Origin of the sequence: Streptomyces sp. NPDC001194 (assembly GCF_042896985.1) — a bacterium.
In the GTDB taxonomy this organism is placed as follows: Bacteria; Actinomycetota; Actinomycetes; order Streptomycetales; family Streptomycetaceae; genus Streptomyces.
On the sequence record NZ_JBIAXU010000015.1, the window covers coordinates 54,498 to 69,618 of the forward strand.

The window sequence follows — 15,121 nt, forward strand, 5'->3', positions numbered from 1 at the left end:
GGGAATCTCCAGGTCAGGGGCCGAAGGGCAAAGAGCGACGGCCCCGGACGCGTACCCCGACGGGCACGGCCGAGGCCGTCGTACAGAGCGCAGAGGTACGAGACCGTCTCACTCAGATGATGGATCACGCCTGAGCCGAATGATCCATAAGGAACTGGATCACCGGCTCCGGGAGGATCAGGCGAGGGCGACGAGGTCCCGGTAGTCCGGGCCCCAGAGGTCCTCGACACCGTCCGGGAGCAGGATGATCCGCTCCGGTTCCAGCGCCTCGACCGCGCCCTCGTCGTGCGTGACGAGGATGACCGCGCCCTTGTACGTGCGCAGCGCGCCCAGGATCTCCTCGCGGCTGGCCGGGTCCAGGTTGTTGGTGGGCTCGTCGAGGAGCAGCACGTTCGCCGAGGAGACGACCAGGGTGGCCAGGGCCAGACGGGTCTTCTCGCCGCCGGAGAGGACTCCGGCCGGCTTGTCCACGTCGTCGCCGGAGAAGAGGAAGGAGCCGAGCGTCTTGCGCACGGCGACCAGGTCCAGGTCGGGCGCGGCCGAGCGCATGTTCTCCAGGACCGTGCGGTCGGGGTCGAGCGTCTCGTGCTCCTGGGCGTAGTAGCCCAGCTTGAGGCCGTGGCCGGGGGTGACCTCGCCGGTGTCCGGCTTCTCGGTGCCCGCGAGGAGGCGCAGCAGCGTGGTCTTGCCGGCGCCGTTGAGGCCGAGGATGACGACGCGGGAGCCCTTGTCGATGGCCAGGTCCACGTCGGTGAAGATCTCCAGGGAGCCGTACGACTTCGACAGGCCCTCGGCGGTCAGCGGGGTCTTGCCGCAGGGCGCCGGGTCCGGGAAGCGGAGCTTGGCGACCTTGTCGGAGGCGCGGACGGCCTCCAGGCCCGCGAGCAGGCGGTCGGCGCGCTTGGCCATGTTCTGCGCGGCCACGGTCTTGGTCGCCTTGGCGCGCATCTTGTCGGCCTGCGAGTTCAGCGCCGCGGCCTTCTTCTCGGCGTTCTGGCGCTCGCGCTTGCGGCGCTTCTCGTCGGCCTCGCGCTGCTGCTGGTAGAGCTTCCAGCCCATGTTGTAGATGTCGATGACCGAACGGTTGGCGTCCAGGTAGAAGACCTTGTTGACGACGGTCTCGACCAGGTCGACGTCGTGGGAGATCACGACGAACCCGCCGCGGTAGGTCTTCAGGTAGTCGCGCAGCCAGACGATGGAGTCGGCGTCGAGGTGGTTCGTGGGCTCGTCGAGGAGCAGGGTGTCGGCGTCCGAGAAGAGGATCCGGGCGAGCTCGACGCGGCGGCGCTGGCCGCCGGAGAGGGTGTGCAGCGGCTGGCCGAGGACCCGGTCGGGCAGGCTGAGGGCGGCCGAGATGGTCGCGGCCTCGGACTCGGCTGCGTACCCGCCCTTGGTGAGGAACTCGGTCTCCTGGCGCTCGTACTGCTTGAGCGCCTTCTCGCGGGTGCCGCCGGAGCCGGTCGCGATGCGCTCCTCGTTCATGCGCATCTTCTTGAGCAGGACGTCGAGACCGCGGGCGGACAGGATCCGGTCGCGGGCCAGGACGTCGAGGTCGCCGGTGCGCGGGTCCTGCGGGAGGTAGCCGACCTCGCCCGAGCGGGTGATGGAGCCGGCGGCGGGCTGGCCCTCGCCGGCGAGGCACTTGGTGAGCGTGGTCTTGCCCGCTCCGTTGCGGCCGACCAGGCCGATGCGGTCGCCCTTGGCGATGCGGAAGGAAGCGGACTCGATGAGGACGCGGGCGCCGGCGCGCAGCTCGACGCCGGTGGCGGTGATCACGGAAATACTCCAGGGCGGGGGGACGGCGGAAGGGGGGCAGGACGCGATGCTTCGACGCCGCTAATCCGCGAGGAGATTTGCCATGGGATTCATTCTACCGGGGGTGCGCAACCAGTTTTGGGGGCGTCCTGCCCTTGACATGTCGCCCGTTCGGCGTACGGATCGCCCCGGTGGGGCGGGGCGCGTACCAGGATGGACCGGGTGATACTCGCCGCAGGGGCGGCCACGTTGAATCGAGGCGGTGCGGGATGCAGTTCGACGACGACGCCAACCTGGACACATCCGAGGTCAAGGATGTGCGCGGCAGCCGCGTCCCGGGCGGCCGCGCGACGATCGGCGGCGGCATCGCGGGCCTCATCGCACTGGTCCTCGGACTGCTCTTCGGGGTGGGCCCGGACCAGCTGGGACTGTCCTCCGGGAACCCGGAGCCGGCTGCGACCTCCTCGTCGCTCAGCGAGGTACAGCAGACCTGCCGGACCGGGCGCGACGCGAACGCGCGGGAGGACTGCCGGCTGGTCGCGGTCGTCAACAGCACCCAGGACTTCTGGAAGGATGAGTTCGCCCGGCGCGGCGGCCGGTACAGCCCGGCCTCGACGGTCTTCTTCACCGGCCGCGTGAACACCGCCTGCGGGACCGCCACCTCGGCGGTCGGCCCCTTCTACTGCCCCGCCGACCGGCAGGTCTACCTGGACCTGGGCTTCTTCGACGAGCTGCGGACGAAGTTCGGCGCGAGCGGCGGCCCCTTCGCCCAGGCCTACGTCGTCGCGCACGAGTACGGGCACCACATCCAGAACCTGACCGGGACCCTGCAGAAGGCCCAGGACGGGCGGCAGGGCGCGAACAGCAACGCGGTCAAGGTGGAGCTGCAGGCCGACTGCTACGCCGGGGTGTGGGCGCACAACGCGACGAGGACCCCGGACGAGTCCACGGGCCGGCCGCTGATCACCAGCCTGACCGACCAGGACATCAGGGACGGCCTGGACGCGGCGGCCGCGGTGGGCGACGACCGGATCCAGGAGAAGTTCCAGGGCAGGGTGACCCCGGAGTCCTGGACGCACGGCTCGGCCCAGCAGCGCCAGCAGTGGTTCTACCAGGGCTACCGCACGGGCGACATGGCCCAGTGCAACACCTTCCGCTGACTGTCGGCGGCGCCTGCCATGCTGTGACGCAGGTCACCGTCACGAGAGGGAGTGGTCGTCATGGCAGGCGTTCCGTCCATCTGTCCCACGCTGCGTTACCGCGACGCGAAGGCGGCCGTGAAGCTGCTCACGGAGGCCTTCGGCTTCAGCCAGATCGCGGTGTACGAGGGCGAGGACGGCGCGGTGATGCACGCGGAGCTGGCGTACGGCACCGGCCTGGTGATGCTGGGCAGCAAGGGCACCGGCAGCGTCTTCGACAAGGCCATGGGCGACGGCGGGCCCGTGGGGGTCTACGTGGTGGTCGACGACGTGGACGCCCATCACCGGCGGGCCGCCGAGCACGGCGTGGAGATCCTGATGGAGCCCACCGACCAGGACTACGGGTCCCGCGACTACATGGCCAGGGACGCCGAGGGCAACATCTGGAGCTTCGGGACGTACGCGCCGCAGGTCTGAGACCCGCGGCGCGTTCGCGTTCCCGTTCCCGGGTGCGCGGCGCCGCGGGCGCTACGCGCCGCCGGTGTGGACCTGGAAGGCGGCCCGGCGGACCGCCTTGGCCAGGGCCGGGTCCGGGTGCGCGGCCGCCAGGGCGACCAGGACCTGGACGGTGCGCGGATGGCCGACCGCGCGGACCTCGTCCAGCAGTCGCGGGACGGTGGTGCGGACGGCCGAGTCGAGGTGGCGCGCCAGCAGGTCCGCCTCGCCGTGGTCGGCGATGGCGGCAGCGGTGTCCACCCAGAGCCAGGTCGTCTCCTCGGCGGTGAGCACGTCCTGCGCCTCGTCGGGATCGACCCCGTCGTGCTCGGCGAGCCAGAGCAGGGCGTAGGGCCGCAGGGCCGGGTCGCGCACGGCGGCGCGCACCTCGGGTTCGGCCGGGGCGCCGACCACGCGCAGCGCCTCGAAGGCGAGCCCGCGCAGCAGGGCGTCCTCGCCGCGGGCGGCGTGCAGCAGCTCGCTGACGGCGTGTCCGACGGGCCGGGCGGCGAGCCAGGCCCGGTATTCGGCGCGGGCCGGTCCCGGGGTGAGCCGGGCGCAGCCGTGCAGCATCGCGGCGGCGGACTGCTCGATGTTCCCGGCGGGGCTCTGCGCGGCGACGCAGATCTGTTCGAGCTTGACCCAGACGGCCCAGCTGCCGAGCGGGGTGAGCGCGGCCTGCGCGGGACCGAGGGTGACGGCGTCGACGGCGGCGAGCCCGCCGAGCGCCCAGCGCAGCAGCCGGGCGAGCGGTACGGGCGCCGTGTGGCCGGCCGTCCCGGAGCCGGCGTCCGGGTCGGACCCCGCGCCGTCCGCGGGCGGAGTCTCGCGCGCGGGGGCGTCGTACGGGATCTCGCAGCGCTCGTCGCGGAGTTCGGTGACCCGCTGCCCGAGCAGGTCCAGCAGATCCGGAACGGTCACGGGACCGGCGGACAGCTGGAGCAGGGACAGCAGTTGGGGCATCGCCTCGACCACCTCGGCGACGACCGCGGGGGCGATGTCGGCGGGGGCCGGGTGGACCAGCGACCAGGCGTCGAACAGGGCGACCCAGCCGCGCAGTACGGCGGTGTCGTCGCGGTCCCAGGCGCGCAGCCGCCAGCCGGGCCGGGCCTGGCCGCCGTGCACCTCGACGAGGCCCGCGAGCCGGGCGCGGTCCCAGCCGACCCGGATCTGCCCGTGTGTCAGGTTCAGTTCACCGGCGGCGCGTTCGACGTCGGCGGCGGGCAGCGCTCCCGCCGGGGCGGGCCGCCCTCCGTCGCCGGCACCGAGGTTGAGCTCGGCCCAGCGGGCGAGCCGTACCGCGTCGGCCAGCGAGGCCCGGGCCCGGCTCGCGAGTTCGGCCGTGGCAGGGGTGCCCGCCGGGGGCCGGGAGGCGGAACGGGCGCGTCGGTCGGTCACCGCCTTGCGGGCCGCGGCGACGGAACGCGGGGAGACGAGTCGGAGTCTGGAGTCGCGAGCCAACTGCTCATCAGGCTTTCGGGACGTCACGGAAGCAGTCTCGCCCGTCACCGGCCGAAAGCCCAAACGGAACCAGCCATTATCGCCACTCGACGGGGGGACATACCGGGAAAATGTCCCCGCCCTGCCCCGTCCGGCACACGGCCTTCACATAAGAGGGGTCAAGAACCGCCTCAGGGCCTCCTCGTATCCGGCCGGATCCGCGTTCCACATGGCCCCGTGCGGGGCTTCGCGGACGGTCCGCAGCGTGACCAGGTCGGGACGGGCCTCGGCGAGCCGGCGCGAGGGCTCCCAGGGGGCGAGCGCGTCGTCCGGCCCGTGGAAGATCAGTACGGGGACGCGCAGCGCCCCGGGGTCCGCCCCGGGCCCCGACCGGTCGGCGCGCAGTCCGGCGCGCCCCTCGGCGGCCCGTACCGCGAACGGAACCAGCGCGGCCGGGGTGCGGCGGGCGGCGACGAGCGCGCGCAGGGTGGTGTGCCAGTCGAGGACCGGCGAGTCCAGCACGAGCCCGCAGATGCGGTCGGCGAGCGCCGAGCGCCCGGCGGCGTGCAGGGCCATGGCGGCCCCGGTGGACCAGCCGTGCAGGACGACCCGGCGGGCCCCGTAGCGCACGGCGTAGCGGATCGCGGCGTCCACGTCCCGCCATTCGGATTCACCGAGGTGACCGAGACCGTCCGGTGACGCGGGTGCCCCGAGGTCCCCGCGGTAGGCGAGGTCGAGGACGGGCATCCGCTGGCCGTGCAGGAAGGGCATGACCACCATCGGGTGCTCGCGGCCGGCGCCGAGCCCGTGCACGGTGATCACCCAGGTGTCGCGGGCGGCGGGCACGAACCAGGCGGGCAGCCCGCCGAGCTCGCCGGGGACGTCCACGTCGGCGTGGTCGAGCCCGAGGGCGGTACGCGGGTTGCCCGCGTACACCTGGGGGGTGAGGGCGACCCGGGCGCCGGGGTCGAGGCTGCCGTGGGTGACGGCGAGGAGCCGGCGTACGACGGCGTCGGGGCCGGGGTCGAACCCGTCGAGGACGGGTCCCACGACGGCGTGCACCCCCGGGGCGCAGAGCCCGTACGTACCGGGGCGCAGGGAGGCCAGCGAGCGGGTCAGCGTGACCCGGCCGGATCCGCTGGAGTGGACGCTGAGCCGGGCCCCGCCGGGCAGGGGGCGGCCGGGTTCGTGGCGCAGGGCGGCGTCGGCGGCGTACCGGCCGGCCGCGACCGCGGCGGCGCCGGCCCCGACGAGAGTGGTCGCGACGGCCGCGGCCGTCGCTGTGGCGGAAGGCACGGCTCCAGTGTCGAGGCGGGAGGGCGAGCGGGCCACTGGAGCGGAATGCTCCGATTGCGGCCCGGCGGGTCCGGGAAGAGATCCGGGGGCGGTCCGCCCGGGTCGGCGGCCGGGAGTGATCTACGTCTCCCCGCGATCGCCCCCGGGGCGGGTCCGGGGGCCTTCGGCCCCCTGTGGAGCCGTCCGTTCACCCGGCTTTGACGTGCATTAATCGCCGTATCAACGCCAAAATGGGGATGAAGGTCCCGATGGCACGACGGGCCAGTACACCGCTCCGCCCGAGTCAGTTCACCTTCCGTTCATCCAGGTTGCCTACGGTCGCCGAGCCACTGACGTCAAACAGAAGCCTGGGTAAATGGAGCACATAACGCTTCTCCTCGGGATCGTGATCATCACCGCTCTCGTGTTCGACTTCACGAACGGTTTCCACGACACGGCCAACGCGATGGCCACCACCATCTCGACCGGCGCCCTCAAGCCCAAGACGGCGGTGGCCATGTCCGCCGTGCTCAACCTCGTCGGCGCGTTCATGTCCGTGGAGGTCGCCAAGACGATCTCCAAGGGCCTGGTCAACGAAGAGGGCATCCAGCCGGAAGTGATCTTCGCGGCCCTCGTCGGCGCGATCCTCTGGAACCTCGTCACCTGGCTGGTCGGACTCCCCTCCAGCTCCTCGCACGCCCTGATGGGCGGCCTGGTCGGCGCGGCCGTCGCCTCCGCCGGCCTCGGCGCCGTCAACGGCGGCACGCTCGTCACCAAGGTGCTGCTCCCCGCGGTCGCCGCGCCGATCGTGGCCGGTGTGGCCGCGATGCTGGCCGCCAAGGTCACGTACAAGGTGGGCGGGAACGTCGGCAAGAAGACCTCCGCCAAGGGCTACAAGGCCGGTCAGATCGCCTCGGCCGGTCTCGTCTCCCTGGCGCACGGCACCAACGACGCGCAGAAGACGATGGGCATCATCACCCTGGCGCTGGTCGCCGGCGGCGCGCTCGCGCCCGGCTCCAACCCGCCGGTGTGGGTCATCGTCTCCGCCGGCATGGCGATCGCGATGGGCACCTACCTGGGTGGCTGGCGCATCATCCGCACCATGGGCAGCGGCCTGACCGACCTCCAGCCGCAGCAGGGCTTCGCCGCCCAGACCTCGGCCGCGAGCGTCATCCTGGCCTCCTCCACCCTCGGCTTCTCCCTCTCCACCACGCACGCGTGCTCCGGCGCCGTCATGGGTGCGGGCCTGGGCCGCAAGGGCGGCGTGGTCCGCTGGTCCACCGCCACCCGCATGTTCATCGCCTGGGGCCTGACCCTGCCGGCCGCCGCCGTCGTCGCCTCCGGCGCCGAGCTGGTCATGCGCACCGGTGACGTCGGCGTCGCCGCGGTCGCGCTGTTCCTGGTCGCCTCCTGCGTCGCCATCTGGCTCATCTCGCGCCGCCAGGTCGTCGACCACAGCAACGTCAACGAGGTGCAGCCGGCCGCCGCCGAGGCGCCGGGTGTGGTCACCACGGCCATGGCCGCCGTCACCGTCCCGCCGACGGTGGCCGCCGAGGCCGCCGCCGGTACGACCGCCGCGGTCACCGACGAGGCGCTGAAGGCCACCATCCCGGCTGCCGCCCCGGCCACGCCGGCGGCTCCCGCCGCCGCGGTCTGACCCCGAGAACGACAGAGGAATCCGCAGCATGAAGATCGACTGGGCAGCACTCGGCTCCGTCTTCGGGGTCAGCCTCTCCGCCACCGTCGCCCTCGTGGCCCTGTTCACGCTGGGCCTGGTGGGCCTCTCCAAGCACGAGGCCGCCACCGAGCAGGGCGGGACCGCCGCCCTCGCCCGCAGCGGTGCGTACGCCTGCTTCGCGCTCGTCGCGGGGGCCGTGGCCTACGGGATCTACCTGATCGTCACCTGATCCCGGCCGACCCGACCCGATCGATTCGGGCACGGCGTACGAAAGCTCCCCCCGGGTTTCCCGGGGGGAGCTTTCGTACGTCTGTGACGTGTGCCGTTCACCTGCCCCGCCGCAGGTCAACGGCGAGTTGACGGGCCTTCGCGGTGCGTGGTGGACTGCCCGAGCCAATACGGCGGCATGGAGAGGAAGTCCGGTGCGAATCCGGCGCGGTCCCGCCACTGTCACCGGGGAGCACGCGGCTCGTGCACCCCGGGAGCCAGGAACTCCCACCGCCGGACACGTCGAACCAGGGCGCGGACCCTGAGTGAGGACATACCTGCACCATGCGTGCCGACCGCGTCTTCGCGTACGGCGCCACGGCGGGCCTGATCGGCGACCGGATCTTCGGTGATCCGCGCCGCGGGCACCCCGTGGCCGCCTTCGGACGAACCGCCGCCGCCGTCGAGCGCGCCCTGTGGCGCGACGACCGCGGCCGGGGCGTCCTGCACACCCTCCTGTGCGTCGGGGGCGCGGCCGCCGTCGGCGCGCTGGGCGCCCGCGCCGTGCGCTCCGGGCCCGCGGCCGCCCGTGTCGCCCTGACCGCCGCGGCCACCTGGGCCGTCGTCGGCGGCACCTCGCTGGGCCGCGAGGCCCGCGCCATCGGCGGCGCGCTGGCCGCCGGGGACGCCGAGGTGGCCCGCGAGCGGCTGCCGCACCTGTGCGGGCGCGATCCTCAGGCCCTGGACGAGCAGCAGATGGCCCGCGCCGTCGTGGAGTCGGTCGCCGAGAACACCTCCGACGCGGTGGTCGGGGCCCTCGTGTGGGGCGCCGCCGCCGGTGTCCCCGGCCTGCTGGCGTTCCGCGCCGTGAACACCCTGGACGCCATGGTCGGCCACAAGTCACCGCGCCATCTGCGCTACGGGTGGGCCTCGGCCCGGCTCGACGACCTCGCGGGCTGGCCGGGCGCCCGGCTGACCGCGCTGGCCGCCGCAGCGGCCGGGCCCGACCGGCGGGGAGCCGTACGGGCCTGGCGCGCGGACGCCGCCGCGCACCCGAGCCCGAACGCCGGCCCCGTGGAGGCCTCCTTCGCCGGGGCCCTCGGCGTGCGGCTGGGGGGCACCCTGGCGTACGGGGGGCGGGTCGAGCACCGGGCCGTGCTGAACGGCGGGGCGGGGCGGCCCGTGCAGGTCCGCGACATCGAACGCGCGGTGCGGCTGTCGCGTCAGGTGACGTGGCTGGCATTGGGAGCGTGCGTGGCACTGCGCTGTGCGGTGTCGTACGGCATACGGAAGGGACGCGGATGAGCGGCGGGAAGCTCGGCGGGGGACTCCTCGTCGCCGGCACCACATCGGACGCGGGCAAGAGCGTGGTCACCGCGGGCATCTGCCGCTGGCTGGCCCGGCAGGGCGTGAAGGTGGCGCCCTTCAAGGCGCAGAACATGTCGCTGAACTCCTTCGTGACCCGCGAGGGCGCCGAGATCGGGCGCGCGCAGGCGATGCAGGCGCAGGCGGCCCGCGTGGAGCCGACGGCGCTGATGAACCCGGTGCTGCTCAAGCCCGGCAGCGACCAGAGCAGCCAGGTGGTGCTGCTGGGCAAGCCGGTGGGCGAGATGAGCGCCCGCGGGTTCTTCGGGAGTGTCGGGTCCGCGGCCCAGCCGCAATCGGGCGCGGTGTCCCCCGGGAAGGCGCTGCACGGAGGACGGCGGGAGCAGCTCCTCGGTGTCGTCACGGACTGTCTGGAGCAGCTGCGGGGCACGTATGACGCCGTGATCTGCGAGGGGGCGGGCAGTCCGGCCGAGATCAACCTGCGCCGGACCGACATCGTGAACATGGGCATCGCGCGGGCCGCGCGGTTCCCGGTGGTCGTGGTCGGGGACATCGACCGGGGCGGGGTCTTCGCCTCGTTCTTCGGGACGACGGCGCTGCTGTCGCCGCAGGACCAGTCGCTGATCGCCGGCTATATGGTCAACAAGTTCCGCGGCGACGTGTCCCTGCTGGAGCCCGGCATGGAGATGCTGCGCAACCTGACCGGCCGGGCCACGTACGGAGTCCTGCCGTTCCGGCACGGGCTGGGCATCGACGAGGAGGACGGGCTCCGGGTCTCCCTGCGGGGCGCGGTGCGCGAGTCGGCGGTGGCCCCGCCGGTCGGCGAGGACGTGCTGCGGGTCGCGGTGTGCGCGGTGCCGCTGATGTCGAACTTCACGGACGTCGACGCGCTGGCGGCGGAGCCGGGCGTGGTGGTCCGGTTCGTGGACCGGGCCGAGGAACTGGTCGACGCGGACCTGGTCGTGGTGCCTGGCACCCGGGGCACGGTCAAGGCCCTGGAGTGGCTGCGCGAGCGCGGTCTCGCGGACGCGCTGCTGCGGCGTGCCGCCGAGGGCCGTCCGGTGCTGGGCATCTGCGGCGGCTTCCAGGTGCTCGGCGAGCACATCGAGGACGAGGTCGAATCGCGGGCCGGCTCGGTGGCCGGGCTGGGACTGCTTCCGGTGCGGATCCGCTTCGAGCGCGAGAAGACCCTGGAGCGGCCTTCCGGGACCGCGCTCGGCGAGCCGGTCGAAGGGTACGAGATCCACCACGGGGTGGCCCGGGTGCTCGGCGGGGAACCGTTCCTGGACGGGTGCCGGGTCGGTTCGGTGTGGGGCACCCACTGGCACGGCTCACTGGAGTCGGACGGCTTCCGGCGGGCGTTCCTGCGGGAGGTGGCGCTGGCCTCGGGCCGCCGCTTCGTCCCGGCGCCCGACACCTCCTTCGGTGCGCTGCGGGAGGAACAGCTGGACCTGCTGGGCGATCTGATCGCCGAGCACGCGGACACCGACGCCCTGCTCCGCCTGATCGAGACGGGCGCCCCGACGGGCCTCCCGTTCCTCCCCCCGGGCGCCCCGTGAAGGCCCGGGCCCCGCGGGCGGCCCCCGCCGCCGGCCCGCGCCCGCAGACCCGTACCCGCACAAGGAAAGGCATCGCATGAGCACGCCCTACCCGTTCACCGCAGTGGTCGGCCAGACCGACCTGCGGCTGGCGCTCCTGCTCAACGCCGTGAGCCCGGCGGTCGGCGGCGTCCTCGTGCGCGGCGAGAAGGGGACCGCCAAGTCCACCGCCGTCCGCGCGCTGTCCGCGCTGCTGCCGCAGGTCGACGTCGTCCCCGGCTGCCGGTTCTCCTGCGCTCCCGGCGCACCCGACCCCGCCTGCCCCGACGGCCCCCACGAGCCGGGCCCCGGGGCCGCCCGGCCCGCGCGCATGGTCGAGCTGCCCGTCGGCGCCTCGGAGGACCGCCTCGTCGGCGCCCTCGACATCGAACGGGCCCTCGCCGAGGGCGTGAAGGCCTTCGAGCCCGGCCTGCTCGCCGACGCGCACCGCGGGATCCTGTACGTCGACGAGGTCAACCTCCTCCACGACCACCTCATCGACCTCCTCCTCGACGCCGCCGCCATGGGCGCCTCGTACGTGGAGCGCGAGGGCGTCTCCGTGCGCCACGCCGCCCGCTTCCTGCTCGTCGGCACCATGAACCCCGAGGAGGGCGAGCTGCGTCCGCAGCTCCTCGACCGGTTCGGGCTCACCGTCGAGGTGGCGGCCTCCCGCGAGCCCGCCCAGCGCGTCGAGGTGGTGCGCCGCCGGCTCGCGTACGAGGACGACCCGGCCGCCTTCGCCACCCGCTGGAGCGGCGAGGAGCAGGACGTGCGCGCCCGGGTCGTGGCCGCCCGGGCCCTGCTCCCGAAGGTCCGCCTCGGCGACGCCTCCCTGCTCCAGATCGCCGCGACCTGCGCCGGCTTCGAGGTCGACGGCATGCGCGCCGACATCGTGATGGCCCGCACCGCGACCGCGCTGGCCGCCTGGGCCGGGCGCAGCGACGTCCGCAAGGAGGACGTGCGGCAGGCCGCGCTGCTGGCGCTCCCCCACCGGCGGCGCCGCAACCCCTTCGACGCGCCGGGCCTCGACGAGGACAAGCTCGACGAGATCCTGGACCGCTTCCCCGACGAGGAGCCGGAGAACGACCCGGAGCCGGACCCGGACCCGGAGCCGGAGCCGGAGGGCCCGGACGACGGCGGTCCGCAGGACGGCGGCCCGGACGGCGGGGACGGCGGCGTCCCCCCGCAGGGCGGACCCGAGGCGCCGCAGGCCCCCGAGGCCCCCGCCCCGGACGACGCCCCGCAGACCCCCGACTCCCCCGATTCCCCCGCCCCCCAGCCCGCCTCCCAGGACGGCGCCGCGCCCGAGCAGGCCGCCGTACGGGCCGCCGAGCCGTTCCGGACCAAGATGCTCAGCGTGCCGGGCCTCGGCGAGGGCGCGTCCGGGCGGCGCTCGCGCGCCCGTACCGCGCACGGCAGGACCACCGGCGCCCAGCGCCCCCGCGGCCAGCTGACCAAGCTGCACCTCGCCGCGACCGTCCAGGCCGCGGCCCCGCACCAGAAGGCGCGCGGACGTACCGGGCGCGGGCTCGTCGTCCGCAAGGACGACCTGCGCCAGGCCACCCGGGAGGGCCGTGAGGGCAACCTGGTCCTCTTCGTCGTCGACGCCTCCGGCTCGATGGCGGCCCGCCAGCGCATGGGCGCGGTCAAGGGCGCGGTGCTGTCGCTGCTGCTGGACGCCTACCAGCGCCGCGACAAGGTCGGTCTGATCACCTTCCGCGGCTCCGCCGCCGAGCTGGCGCTGCCGCCCACCTCCTCGGTGGACGCGGCCGCGGTCCGGCTGGAACAGCTGCCGACGGGCGGGCGCACCCCGCTCGCCGCCGGCCTGCTCAAGGCACACGAGGTGCTGCGGATCGAGCGGCTGCGCGATCCCAGCCGCCGCCCGCTGCTCGTGGTCGTCACCGACGGGCGGGCCACCTCGGCCGGTTCCACCGGTTCGGCCGGTGCGATGGGACCCGCCGGTTCCGCCGGCGGGGACCCGCGCGCGCTCGCGGGCCGCAGCGCCCGGCTGCTCCAGGCCCAGGGCGTCGCGTCGGTGGTCGTGGACTGCGAGTCGGGGCCGGTCCGGCTGGGACTGGCCGGCGTACTGGCCGCCGACCTCGGCGGGCCCGCCGTCACGCTCGACGGGCTGCGGGCCGACTCGCTGGCCGGGCTCGTGAAGAACGTACGTACCGCATCAGACACCCACAGGAGGGCCGCGTAATGCCGCAGGGACAGCCGACCGTCGTTCCGGACGACGGACTCACGACGCGCCAGCGCCGCAACCGCCCGCTCGTCTTCGTCCACACCGGCCCGGGCAAGGGCAAGTCGACGGCGGCCTTCGGGCTGGCGCTGCGCGCGTGGAACCAGGGCTGGCCGATCGGGGTGTTCCAGTTCGTCAAGTCGGCGAAGTGGAAGGTCGGCGAGGAGAACGCGCTGAAGGTGCTCGGCGCCTCCGGCGAGGGCGGCACGGTCGTCTGGCACAAGATGGGCGAGGGCTGGTCCTGGGTCCAGCGGGACGCGCAGCTCGACAACGAGCAGGCGGCCAAGGAGGGCTGGGAGCAGGTCAAGCGCGATCTGGCCGCCGAGACGCACAGGCTCTACGTGCTGGACGAGTTCGCGTACCCGATGCACTGGGGCTGGATCGACGTCGACGAGGTCATCGAGGTGCTGCGCAGCCGGCCCGGCACCCAGCACGTGGTGATCACCGGGCGCAACGCACCGCAGAAGCTGGTGGAGTTCGCGGACCTGGTCACCGAGATGACCAAGGTCAAGCACCCGATGGACGCCGGCCAGAAGGGCCAGAAGGGCATCGAGTGGTGACGTCGCTCCACATCCCCCGGCTGGTCATCGCCGCGCCGTCCTCCGGCAGCGGCAAGACCACCGTCGCCACGGGCCTGATGGCGGCCTTCTCGGAGCGCGGCCTCGCCGTGTCCCCGCACAAGGCCGGGCCCGACTACATCGACCCCGGCTACCACGCGCTGGCCACGGGGCGGCCCGGGCGCAACCTGGACGCGTTCATGTGCGGGCCGGAGCTGGTCGCTCCGCTCTTCGCGCACGGGGCCTCGGGATGCGATCTCGCGATCGTCGAGGGCGTGATGGGCCTGTACGACGGGGCCGCGGGCCGGGGTGAGCTGGCGTCGACGGCGCAGGTCGCGAAGGTGCTGCGGGCGCCGGTGGTGCTGGTGGTCGACGCCTCGTCGCAGTCGCGGTCGGTGGCGGCGCTGGTGCACGGCTTCGCGTCGTTCGACCCGCAGGTGCGGCTGGGGGGCGTGATCTTGAACAAGGTCGGCTCCGACCGGCACGAGGCGATGCTGCGGGAGGCGCTGGAAGAGGCCGGGATGCCGGTGCTCGGCGTCTTGCGGCGGGCCCCGCAGGTGGCCGCGCCCTCGCGCCACCTGGGGCTGGTCCCGGTCGCGGAGCGGCGCTCGGACGCGCTGTCCTCGGTCGCCGCCCTCGCGGACCAGGTCCGGGCGGGCTGCGATCTGGAGGCCCTGATGGCCCTGGCCCGGACCGCCCCCGCGTTGGAATGTGAGCCGTGGTCGCCGGAGCGCGCTCTGACGTCCCGGGGTGTCGCGGCCCCGCCGGCGCCGGGCGCCGCGGACTCCGGCCCGCGGCCGGTGGTCGCCGCGGGCTCCGGCCCGCGGCCCGTCATCGCCGTCGCGGGCGGTGCGGCGTTCACGTTCTCCTACGCCGAGCACGCCGAGCTGCTCACCGCCGCCGGGGCGGAGGTCGTCACCTTCGACCCGCTCCGGGACGAGGCCCTGCCCGAGGGGACCGCCGGCCTGGTGATCGGCGGCGGGTTCCCCGAGGTGTACGCCCCCGAGCTCGCCGCCAACGCGCCGCTACGCAAGGCCGTCGCGGCCTTCGCGGAGACCGGCGGGCCCGTCGCCGCCGAGTGCGCCGGGCTGCTGTACCTCGCCCGCTCGCTGGACGGCAAGCCCATGTGCGGGGTCCTCGACGCCGACGCTCGGATGTCGGAGCGGCTGACCCTCGGCTACCGCGAGGCCGTCGCGGTGTCGGACAGCGCCCTCGCCGTCACCGGCACCCGGCTGCGCGGCCACGAGTTCCACCGCACGGTGATCGAGCCCGGCGCGGGCTCCGCCCCCGCGTGGGGGTTCACGCACCCCGAACGCCGGGTCGAGGGCTTCGTACGGCAGGGCGTGCACGCCAGCTACCTGCACACGCACTGGGCGGCGGAGCCCTCCGTGGCCCGCCGGTTCACGGAAGCCGCGGCGCGGGCCAGGTGA

General features: G+C 74.1%; 12 protein-coding genes and 1 riboswitch. Of the genes, 9 read left to right on the forward strand and 3 right to left on the reverse strand.

Annotation, left to right across the window (positions count from 1 at the left end; genetic code table 11):
* Positions 1-177 precede the first annotated feature (177 nt).
* Positions 178-1,776 carry an ABC-F family ATP-binding cassette domain-containing protein gene (locus tag ACFY1T_RS25805; protein WP_030859065.1) on the reverse strand — a complete coding sequence of 533 codons (1,599 nt, stop codon included), beginning with the start codon at positions 1,774-1,776 and terminating at the stop codon, positions 178-180.
* A gap of 248 nt (positions 1,777-2,024) precedes the next feature.
* Here ACFY1T_RS25805 and ACFY1T_RS25810 point away from each other — a divergent pair, with 248 nt between their 5' ends.
* Positions 2,025-2,915, forward strand: coding sequence for a neutral zinc metallopeptidase (locus ACFY1T_RS25810; RefSeq protein WP_390790279.1), 891 nt, complete (start codon positions 2,025-2,027; stop codon positions 2,913-2,915).
* Positions 2,916-2,975: 60 nt separating this feature from the next.
* Positions 2,976-3,371 carry a VOC family protein gene (locus ACFY1T_RS25815; RefSeq protein ID WP_390790280.1) on the forward strand — a complete coding sequence of 132 codons (396 nt, stop codon included), beginning with the start codon at positions 2,976-2,978 and terminating at the stop codon, positions 3,369-3,371.
* A gap of 51 nt (positions 3,372-3,422) precedes the next feature.
* On the opposite strand, the gene ACFY1T_RS25820 is transcribed toward ACFY1T_RS25815, so the two are convergent.
* Together ACFY1T_RS25820 and ACFY1T_RS25825 are read right to left on the reverse strand one after the other, a co-directional pair.
* A complete protein-coding gene (locus ACFY1T_RS25820; protein WP_390790281.1) occupies positions 3,423-4,877 on the reverse strand; it encodes a hypothetical protein in 1,455 nt (484 codons plus the stop codon).
* 117 nt (positions 4,878-4,994) lie between these two features.
* Positions 4,995-6,125 (reverse strand): alpha/beta hydrolase family protein, encoded by a 1,131-nt coding sequence (locus tag ACFY1T_RS25825; protein WP_390790282.1) that lies wholly within the window; start codon positions 6,123-6,125, stop codon positions 4,995-4,997.
* Between the two features lie 355 nt (positions 6,126-6,480).
* On the opposite strand from ACFY1T_RS25825, the gene ACFY1T_RS25830 reads away from it, so the two are divergent.
* The 7 genes from ACFY1T_RS25830 to ACFY1T_RS25860 all read left to right on the forward strand — a co-directional run bounded on the left by ACFY1T_RS25830 (position 6,481) and on the right by ACFY1T_RS25860 (position 15,121).
* Positions 6,481-7,761, forward strand: coding sequence for an inorganic phosphate transporter (locus tag ACFY1T_RS25830; protein ID WP_030859056.1), 1,281 nt, complete (start codon positions 6,481-6,483; stop codon positions 7,759-7,761).
* 28 nt (positions 7,762-7,789) lie between these two features.
* Entirely contained in the window at positions 7,790-8,011 is a 222-nt protein-coding gene (locus tag ACFY1T_RS25835; protein WP_030859054.1) for a hypothetical protein, read from the forward strand.
* Between the two features lie 134 nt (positions 8,012-8,145).
* Positions 8,146-8,297: riboswitch (cobalamin riboswitch) on the forward strand.
* A 37-nt stretch (positions 8,298-8,334) separates the two neighbouring features.
* Positions 8,335-9,294 carry a cobalamin biosynthesis protein gene (locus tag ACFY1T_RS25840; protein ID WP_390790283.1) on the forward strand — a complete coding sequence of 320 codons (960 nt, stop codon included), beginning with the start codon at positions 8,335-8,337 and terminating at the stop codon, positions 9,292-9,294.
* Positions 9,291-10,874, forward strand: a complete 1,584-nt coding sequence (locus tag ACFY1T_RS25845) for a cobyric acid synthase (protein ID WP_390790284.1) — start codon at positions 9,291-9,293, stop codon at positions 10,872-10,874. The genes ACFY1T_RS25840 and ACFY1T_RS25845 overlap by 4 nt, the downstream gene beginning before the upstream one ends.
* A 76-nt stretch (positions 10,875-10,950) precedes the next feature.
* A complete protein-coding gene (locus ACFY1T_RS25850) occupies positions 10,951-13,095 on the forward strand; it encodes a putative cobaltochelatase (RefSeq protein ID WP_390790285.1) in 2,145 nt (714 codons plus the stop codon).
* On the forward strand, positions 13,095-13,694 hold the full coding sequence (gene cobO, locus ACFY1T_RS25855) for a cob(I)yrinic acid a,c-diamide adenosyltransferase (protein WP_390790286.1): 600 nt from the start codon (positions 13,095-13,097) through the stop codon (positions 13,692-13,694). The genes ACFY1T_RS25850 and cobO overlap by 1 nt, the downstream gene beginning before the upstream one ends.
* Positions 13,688-15,121 carry a cobyrinate a,c-diamide synthase gene (locus ACFY1T_RS25860; protein ID WP_390790287.1) on the forward strand — a complete coding sequence of 478 codons (1,434 nt, stop codon included), beginning with the start codon at positions 13,688-13,690 and terminating at the stop codon, positions 15,119-15,121. Before cobO ends, ACFY1T_RS25860 begins: the two co-directional genes overlap by 7 nt.